Consider the following 9,065-nt stretch of genomic DNA (forward strand, 5'->3'; position numbering starts at 1 on the left):
AGTAACTTAAATCATTATGTCTGCGTCTTATATATCAGACTCAATTATTGCAGGTTCAGATATGGCTTGGAGTCAAGACAAGCAAAAGTTACTAGTACAGGGTGAAATTTTGGTAGAAACGCGATCGCACAAGTTGTGCGGTGGCGCGGTGACAGCCTGGATGTATGTGCCGATGGTGCGATCGCATGTTTGGCAGCAATTAACTGATTACCCCCGCTGGGTGCAATATTTCCCCGATATCACCAAGAGCGAGGTAGTACAAAAAGGTGAGGTCAAACGTCTGTATCAAGCAGCACAAAAAGCCTTTTTCTTTTTCACGGCTCAAGTGGAAATTTACCTCAACGTTGTAGAAGTGCTGGGACAGCAAATTCAATTTCGTATGGTAAAAGGAACTTTTGAGGATTTTGACGCCAATTTAGAACTCAAAGATTGCGGTAACGGCACAATACTTGCTTATACTGTGCAAGCCACACCTCTGATTCCAATTCCATCTATTTTCATTCAACAAGCAATGAACTTAGAGTTGCCTGCAAATATGCGTAAAATGCGACAAGTTATGTGTAAGAATCAATAAAAAAATCCCGTTGTCGCCACTAGCAACAACGGGAGTCTATAGGATTTTTTATAACCTATCGGTAGGCAACTTGTGGGCCTGCCCAAATTTCTGTAACCTTTTTACCAAAAGTAATCGGCTGATCGTTGTCTGTTGTCGTGACAGTCTTGCCATCATTAGTAACTTGTACTAATGGCCAGTTATCCTCACCCAACTCGCCTGCACGGAACAACACCTGATCCGGTTGACTTTTACTCCAGCCTAACAAGACGGCAACTTTATCATGCTGTTCTTCCTCATTGACAGGAGCAACTATATTAGTGTGATTTTTTTGCCGATCCCAAATCACTGCACTATCTGTAGAATCACCTGTGTTAAATATACCTTCAAACTTGCGTGCTAAGAAGCGATCGCCTTTTTCTGACCAACTAACTGGAACTAATACCCCAATCTTACCGCTCGGATCAGTTTCTTCTGAAGATTCTGCCTTTACAGCCTTTGCCCTTAATAAAGGATCGCTAACTGGAGTCGTTGAAGCCATCACCCACAATTTCTTAGTTTGCATATCTTGAACAAACAGAACACTGGTGACACGGCTGTTGTACATTTGGGGTTTTACCTCCAGTTGCACTCGGCTATAAACAGCATATTTACCATCTGGAGAAATCACGGGTACGCTGCGATAATGACGCACTCCAGAACCACCCTTGGAACCAATTGCCTCTTGAGTTGCTGTAATCCATTTCCAAGGAATCGGATGAGGACTACCGATGGGATCTATTTGTTCTGCTTGGGACTCATCAACTGGTTCTGCAACAGGTGTTTCTGTTGTTGTGGTTGATTGTGATTCTCTAATAGTTGGTGCTACTTGAGTTGCTGTCAAAGACTTTGTTCTAGAGGGAGAATTTTCTTGTCCTCTCAAAGACTTGACATTAGCAGCTTTGAGTTTTCGTACTAAATTAAGTTGACTAACAGGAACATCTGTTGATGGTGCGAGTTCAACGGCTGCCAAAGAATCGGGAATAGTTACATCGCTGCTTGACACAGCACTATCTAATTGATCCAAAGACTCAATTTTATCTGCTAGTAATACTTGCGATTGCTGAACCGCAGTACTTTCTGCTGGTGCAGAGTCAAACTCTTCTATTAATGAGTCGATTTGATCTGTTTTTAATAATGTTTCAGCTATCTCAGGTTCCCCAACTACAGCTATTTCCTTTAATACAGAGTCAGACTCGCCAGTTATCGAAGTTAGTTTAGCTACTTCGGATCTTACTGGGTTCGAGTGAGTCGATGCCCCTAGCAAAGGTGCAATCAATATTACAACGACGACGTAATTGAGAAATGGTTGGGCGCGGAACCATCCTGACAGCAAAAGGGGTTTAAGCATTTGTAGACTCTCTAGAGGGGGCGGTTGCTATGTGAGAAGCAATACCTATGCAGCAATGGGGCAGGCGGTAGTTATATGTATAACAAGAAACTAAAAACTTTGACTAGATAATTTCTTCAAAGTTTGTAGAGTTTTACAAAAATTAAGTATCATTGTCTACACCTTTTCTTCCTAAGGTACTGAATGTTTTTTTGCAAAAATATGCGAGTATAGTAAATATGCTGATAACTCAGTAATTACTACACTATATATAATGTTGCTATACCCAACCACACCAAAAATAGGTATTGGTTAAAGGATATTTCGGGTAGAGTTTAGAGAATGACGCTTGTAACTAAGAGTGAGATAACTTAGCATCTGGGGATCGTACTAGCGATCGCTAGTACACAGCAAATAAGCAAGTTACACACTAAATATAACAGCGCAACCCTCAAGACGGTAAACGTGAGGCGTTAATTAAAAACCTGGGAAAGAAGACGCATAATACATCATACTCAGAAGATATTGCTGTCAGCAACCCAAAGTTATAAATTGCTATCTAAACTACAAAAATAGCTAGAAGGCGCAATAGTTTTTTTGGAAACGCAACTGGATTTCAAGCCAATTTAGGGAAGACAATCAGGAACACAATAAAGATTACTCGGTAGATGCTCTAGCGACTCGCGACGAAAAACCACTAAGTGATTAGGTTCACTAGAAGCAGATGCAGTTGATACTAGCTGTTGCACTTGCAAACTTAACTATTAAGTTAATCAAGCAGGCTTCTGGTTTCATGAATACGAAAATATTGTACCACCAAACAGCCAATATTATTTACAGAGAATCAACTGTGTTTTACAACTGCCTTCTAGAATACATTAGCCTGTTAGATGCTAGTTGAGTGATTTCTGTTTCAAAATACAACTTAAATATTGTCAGTTGTGAGGGGCGCACTTACGATTAACTAATGACTAACAACTAATGTATTAATGAAAATTGTATTTTTTGGTACACCTGAGTTTGCTGTACCCACATTGGAAAAGTTATTGAATCATTCAGAATTTGAGGTGCTGGCAGTTGTTACCCAACCAGATAAACGTCGGGAACGCGGAAATAAACTGACGCCAACACCAATAAAAGCGATCGCCACTGCTCACAATTTACCAGTATGGCAACCCGAACGAGTCAAAAAAGACACTGAAACTTTAACCAAACTCAAAGAATTAGATGCAGATGTGTTTGTTGTTGTTGCTTATGGACAGATTTTATCGGCAAAAATCTTGAAGATGCCAAAATTGGCCTGCATTAATGTGCATGGCTCGATTTTACCCAAATATCGCGGTGCAGCCCCGATTCAGTGGTGTTTGTATAACGGTGAAAGCGAAACGGGGATCACAACCATGTTAATGGATGTGGGGATGGATACCGGCGCAATGCTCCAAATCGCCACTACACCCATTGGATTACTAGATAATGCCCAAGATTTAGCCGAAAGACTAGCGGCGATTGGTGGAGATTTATTGGTGGAGACTCTGTTGAAGTTGGAACGTCAAGAAATTCAACCAATTCCCCAAGATAATTTAGCTGCTACTTATGCGCCTCTGATTCAAAAACCAGACTATGGTTTGGATTGGTCAAAAAGTGCGATGCAATTACACAATCAAATTAGAGGCTTTTACCCTAACTGCACGGCTACCTTTCGTAACAATTTGTTGAAAATCACCGCTTCTGCTCCCCTTGGTTCAATAGGCGATGTCTGGCGACAAGCAGCTCCGCGTCTACGCGATCTACCACCAGAACTGCAAGAATTAATGCATAAATTGCCTGATTTGTCAAACACATTAGACAAACCGGGAGTTGTAGTTAGCATTATCAAAGGAATTGGTGCGATCGTCCAAACTGGGGAAGGATTGTTGCTGTTGCGAGAAGTTCAGCTAGCCGGTAAACGTCCCCAGTCGGGATGGGATTTTGTTAATGGTACCCGCTTAACTGTGGGAGAAGTTTTTGGTGCGGGAAACTGAGGGGTTGGCAATTTTAGATTTTGAATTTTGGATTTTGGATTGAGGGAAAAAGCATTCGACTGACTTGTTCTGAGCTTGTTTGTCCTTCCTCTTGCCGTTCGCGCAGCATCTCTTAGAGAAGGGTCGAAGTAGCACTCACACCGAAATCCAAAATCTAAAATCTAAAATCTAAAATCCAAAATTAAATCGCTTCTAACTTTTCATAAAAACGGCAAGATTCGCAAGGGCCATCTGGGTTGACTGCACAGCGAATGAGTTCTGAATGAGCATTGTAACAGCAGGTGGCATCACCGATTACCCAACGTCCTGCTACCAAACTTTTCTCAGATGGTCGTTTAGCAGATTGAACATAAATGGCAATATTATGCAGGCGGTAGCGCCCAGCTTGGAGTTGGTATCGATGGCGGCGTTCTAAAACTGCGTAGGTTTTACCTTGAAAATCGAGATAGTTTCCGGGTTGGGGTGTCCAATCAAGTTGCACCCTACCGAGGGACTCACGCGGGTGAGTCAGAATCACCTCGGTTGGTAAAGAGTCTGGCTCCATAAGCTGATGTGATTTGATTTACATTATAAGGATAGTATCGCGATCGCTTTCTTTAGCTTACCCAATTTAGATTACAATTGATGATTAACTAGATTTGCGAGAAATATACATACATTCGAGATGCAAATTACGGTAGCCAAAAATCAGGTAGGATAGATTTGCTCAAGTCACGCAAAGTTTGGTTGAGCGATCGCGCCACTTGGATATGCACTTCATCCTCTTCTACAGCTAAAATCTCAGATGGCTGACCTTCTCCCAAATAAGACACCACCAAATTTGCCGCCTCCAAACCCGTAACATAAGCCTTTTCCTGCGACCAGGAACCATGACGGTTCACAATCCAATCCCCACTCATAAACACATTCTCAAAACTTGTCTTCGCGGGCAACATATAACGATAGCTGCCAGGTGCAAAGTGAGTCACCGCTTGAGGTAGCCGAATTACACTGCTATCAATTATCTTTGCCTCTCGAAACGCTGGCACACAAGTTGCTAAATAACCTTGAACTATTGCTAATATCTCCTCATCACTCAAACCTAGAAACTGATTCGCGTGATAAAAATCAGCTTCAATCACCGTTCCCAGTTCATCCCGATATTCATCATGTAAAGCATTCAAATCAAAAAACGTCCAACCTGTACTTGCATCGAATCCAAAACAAGCATTAGAAGGACGAGGAATATCAATTTTGCGGTCAAACCATAGTCGCGTGGCTAAAACATCTATTGCTCCTAAATTGCTCAAATTACGGAATTCTTCACGGCTTTGTAAACTAGGGCTAGTTGAGACAATTTTCTTCATCCCCGTGACTCCAACTGCGAAAATCACGGCATCTGCTTCAATTACTTCATCACCGCACACCACACCCTTAACTTGATTACTATCAACAATTAAATCTGAAACTCGACGCTTAGGTAACACTCGCGCACCAGCCTTTTCGATACGTTCCACCCAAGGACGAAATATCTTTTCTCCGACAGTTCCCCGACACCAAACCACATCAAAATCGGCTTGATGAGCCAGAATAAAAAAGTAAAGCATCCCTAAAGTTGCGGCGGCAGAACACTGTTCACCAGGGGCAAACAAGCCCACTAATAACATCGGTTCAAAAGCCTCGCGGTAAAGTCGTGCGGAAACGTTAAAGTCTTTGAACAATTCACGGGCAGTTACAAAGTCATAGCGCCGCCAAGCTGCATCAGAATTATCAAAATCAACAACCGCATAAAGTAAAGGCAGGGCGCTGAGACGGTCAATTAGTGGCAGCCGTTTAAACTGAGTGTAGAGAAAAGTTCCCAGTGGCGAGGGAAGTCGTGGTAAGTCTTGAAAAATTGGTGATTCAACTTCTAAACCTGCTGGCGAATATTGCGAAGAACGAGTCCAAGTAGTAAAAGGATTAATTTCTAATTCATTAATTAAAGAAAAAATATTTCTGTAAGGATACCAGAAGCCATGAATGCCAGCTTCAACAGATTTTCCGGCTGCTGTTTGCCAACCTGCCACCAATCCGCCAGGATAGGGGCCTGCTTCGAGAAGTGTCACATCATAACCTTGTTTTGCCAAATGGTAGGTTGCTCCTAAACCAGCCCAACCAGCACCTACAACTACCACCCGTTTTGGTTGTAACCCTTCTACCATCCCACCCTCCGATTGTTGCAGTCCATCAACTAATGTATACGAGCTTGTATTCTAATCAGGCGACGGGTTGTTATTATAGCGGTTTTCACTTGGATGCAATAGGCGCTTTAGTAGTACATTCCATCGAATTTAAAATAGTTATAGACTTTAAAAATAGGCTTAGGGAATGGAGTTCAGTAAAAATCCCTTGCGGTTAATGCTGAGTTGAGAGTATAACAGAAAACAGACTTAACTATTCATGAGGAATAATCATAATGAGTCAATTAGCAGATGTAAAATTTAGTCTGAATGACTTTGAATTACGAGATGGCATTTATTTTCCTAGCGACTATGAACAATTAAATAATACTCAACATAAAAAAACATGGGACGCAATTGGTAAAACATATTATGGTTCCCAAAAAATTGAAAAAATTACAGATGCCTCGCCAATTAAACAAGATTATACTCTGCTAACTGGTAGGCCTGGAGGTACTTGGAACAAATTTCCGTTGAATAAATCTGTCGGTTCTATTCTGGAAATTGGTTCTGGTTATGGTCGCGCACCTTTACATCTCTCGAAAGCGAAAAATCTCAGATGCGAGAAATATTACGGCATTGATATTTCTGAACCTTTATTGCGGCGGTTAATCAAGGTTAAACAAGAATACAATTTTTTCCCAGAAGCGGAATTTAACTTGATTTGCACTTCTGCTGAAATATTGCCTTTAGAAGATAATTCTATAGATTTGGTAATTTCTAACTGCGTTTTTATGCATATCCCAGATGCACAATTAAGAAAATTATTGGCTGATATCTCTCGTGTGCTAAAACCTGGTGGAATTTTTGTTTTTAATCATTCCTTTCACAACAAGTCTTGTCCTTCTCACATTATCCATAATTTTATCAGAAGGCTGAATCCATTTGTGAGGAATCCAGTTTATCTCAAGCAATATTCAGCCGCAGAAATAGAAGAAATGTTAGCTACTGCTGGAATGAAAGCGAAGTGTCCACAATACATTGTTGAGCCAACAGCAGAATATGCAATTTTGCCGGAAACCATCAAAGGGATTCCGGTGCCATTTGCTAATGCTATCAACAGAAGTCTTAAGCCATCAGGTAATTTAAAAGAAACTCTGGCTTATGGTTTTAGTGCTTATAGTGCTAAACTGGACTAATTAAGAAACTCTCCGATTATCACAATAAACTGAATACAAATAATCTACAAAAGCACAACATTGTTGTGCTTTTATTTTTACAATAAATGCCTGTTAACTCAATACAGTTTAGTTAACGTGAGTTCGACGAACCTCTCCCTGCCTTGAACTCAGGTTAAAGTCCGTCCCTCTCCGAGTCGGAGAGGGACGGTTTTGCGTAGTAAAACCTTCTTAGAGGTTTTTTGATTGAGCAAATTGGGTAGATATTATATGAGCAATCGAATTCACGTTTAGTTAAGGGTGACTGGCAACAATTTTGGGTTTTCGAGACGCGATAAACCGCCGTCTCTACATGAGGTTTTTGGCAGATTCAAGGTTACTCAATGTAGATAACATTTGCCAAAACTTGTACTTTTGTTAACTCGCGCACGAGACGTTGAGCTTGATGTTTATAAAGTGGTATTGGCAACACTCTAGGCAAATTATTCATCCATTGTCTAGCGTTAGTGGAACTACATCCCGTAATCAAAACTATCTCTTCAGCACCATAGATAATGGCATTTGCAGTCAGAGCTTTTTCTATTTGCACTTGCCAAAGACGAGGCAGCATTTCACCCCATTCAATTCGCTGCAAACTACTGCTTGTGGCTAAAACAATCAAGCGATCGCCAGCATCAAGCTTAACATCATACCAGGGCATTAAAGAGTAATTGTCTCGCTGATATTTCTGGTAGAGAATCGGTACAACACTGTAGCCAGAAGCTATTTCAGATAAAAGCAACCCATTCAGGGTATCGCCATCTTCAATTTTGTATTCCGTCACCATAACTATTTGCTCATTCAAGTGAAACAAGCTCAGAACATTTTCTCCAAAAGCCGCACAAGCAAAGACTTCTGCCGACAAAGCCGCGCCACATAGAACTTGAGCATAGGGAAACAGAGGGGCAATATTATCACTAAATTGGCGGTCTTGAGAGCGGATAATCAAGGTAGTGGCTGGGTTCATTGCATGAGCCATCAAACCAATTTCCAGATTTTCCATATTATCGTCCCCAACTAAAATGATGCTTTTGGCATGGGAGAGATTCGCCTTAGTGAGTGCTTCGGTAGCATTACCAACGATAAGGGGCATATCGGGTAAAGTTTCTTGGTCAAGAGTGGTAGGATGAATTCCTGCTAACGGCTGGTTGAGTTCTTGCAAAAGAGCAGCTACTTTCTGCCCTAAGCGATTTAAGCCAATAATTACTAGATGGTTGCGTTGTGGTATGGGAGGACGGGAATTGAAAAAATGGAATTTTGAAGTGACCAGAGCATCAGTCAGCAGCGCATATAATACTCCCACGAAAGCTTGACCTATCAACGTCATTCCCAGGCTAAAAAACCGCAACCACCAAGGCATATCGTCTGAGGGTTTTGGTTGCGATGCAAACTCAACACTGCCAAATAAATCTCCGTATCCTCCCAAGAGCAAAACTGCTGTCGCATAGAAAGCTTCTTGAATGCTAATGTCCGGATAATATAAGCGATAAAGAACTATTCCAACAAGCCATAGGATGAGTACAGTCATCGCATAGATTGTCGCAATTCGCCGGATTTGATTTTGGCTTTGGTAGTAAGATTGCCAAAATTGGGCTATTTTATCCTTGAGATTTTTTGTTGTGATAAGCTGTTCCACATTTCAATTGCATAAATGGTAAACTAGATATATCCATGCATTCAGCATTATTATGCCTGCCAAAGGGTTTCTAGCTCAATCTCAAAAAGACAATTTACAAAAAGCTTTAAAAGATAGCGGTCGCTATGAAT

7 protein-coding genes are annotated in these 9,065 nt (G+C 41.2%); 3 read left to right on the forward strand and 4 right to left on the reverse strand.

What is annotated here, in order from left to right; translation table 11 throughout:
* Positions 1-16: 16 nt before the first annotated feature.
* The gene (locus V7L07_RS23200; RefSeq protein ID WP_335061209.1) at positions 17-574 is read left to right on the forward strand and encodes an SRPBCC family protein; all 558 of its coding nucleotides are present in this window, start codon (positions 17-19) and stop codon (positions 572-574) included.
* Between the two features lie 55 nt (positions 575-629).
* Here the strand turns inward: V7L07_RS23200 and V7L07_RS23205 are convergent, their stop codons facing one another.
* Positions 630-1,943, reverse strand: coding sequence for a hypothetical protein (locus V7L07_RS23205; RefSeq protein ID WP_335061210.1), 1,314 nt, complete (start codon positions 1,941-1,943; stop codon positions 630-632).
* Between the two features lie 968 nt (positions 1,944-2,911).
* Between V7L07_RS23205 and fmt the strand changes: the two genes are divergently transcribed.
* Entirely contained in the window at positions 2,912-3,943 is a 1,032-nt protein-coding gene (gene fmt, locus V7L07_RS23210) for a methionyl-tRNA formyltransferase (protein ID WP_335061211.1), read from the forward strand.
* Positions 3,944-4,124: 181 nt separating this feature from the next.
* Here the strand turns inward: fmt and V7L07_RS23215 are convergent, their stop codons facing one another.
* Both V7L07_RS23215 and V7L07_RS23220 read right to left on the reverse strand, forming a co-directional pair.
* Entirely contained in the window at positions 4,125-4,487 is a 363-nt protein-coding gene (locus V7L07_RS23215; RefSeq protein ID WP_179067068.1) for a DUF6464 family protein, read from the reverse strand.
* Positions 4,488-4,614: 127 nt separating this feature from the next.
* Positions 4,615-6,123: a hydroxysqualene dehydroxylase gene (locus V7L07_RS23220; protein WP_335061212.1), complete on the reverse strand. Its 1,509-nt coding sequence runs from the start codon at positions 6,121-6,123 to the stop codon at positions 4,615-4,617.
* Between the two features lie 254 nt (positions 6,124-6,377).
* On the opposite strand from V7L07_RS23220, the gene V7L07_RS23225 reads away from it, so the two are divergent.
* On the forward strand, positions 6,378-7,280 hold the full coding sequence (locus tag V7L07_RS23225; protein ID WP_335061213.1) for a class I SAM-dependent methyltransferase: 903 nt from the start codon (positions 6,378-6,380) through the stop codon (positions 7,278-7,280).
* 355 nt (positions 7,281-7,635) lie between these two features.
* Here V7L07_RS23225 and V7L07_RS23230 read toward each other — a convergent pair whose 3' ends face one another.
* Positions 7,636-8,934 carry a potassium channel family protein gene (locus V7L07_RS23230; protein ID WP_335061214.1) on the reverse strand — a complete coding sequence of 433 codons (1,299 nt, stop codon included), beginning with the start codon at positions 8,932-8,934 and terminating at the stop codon, positions 7,636-7,638.
* Positions 8,935-9,065: the final 131 nt, after the last annotated feature.

Origin of the sequence: Nostoc sp. (assembly GCF_036916985.1) — a bacterium.
In the GTDB taxonomy this organism is placed as follows: Bacteria; Cyanobacteriota; Cyanobacteriia; order Cyanobacteriales; family Nostocaceae; genus Nostoc.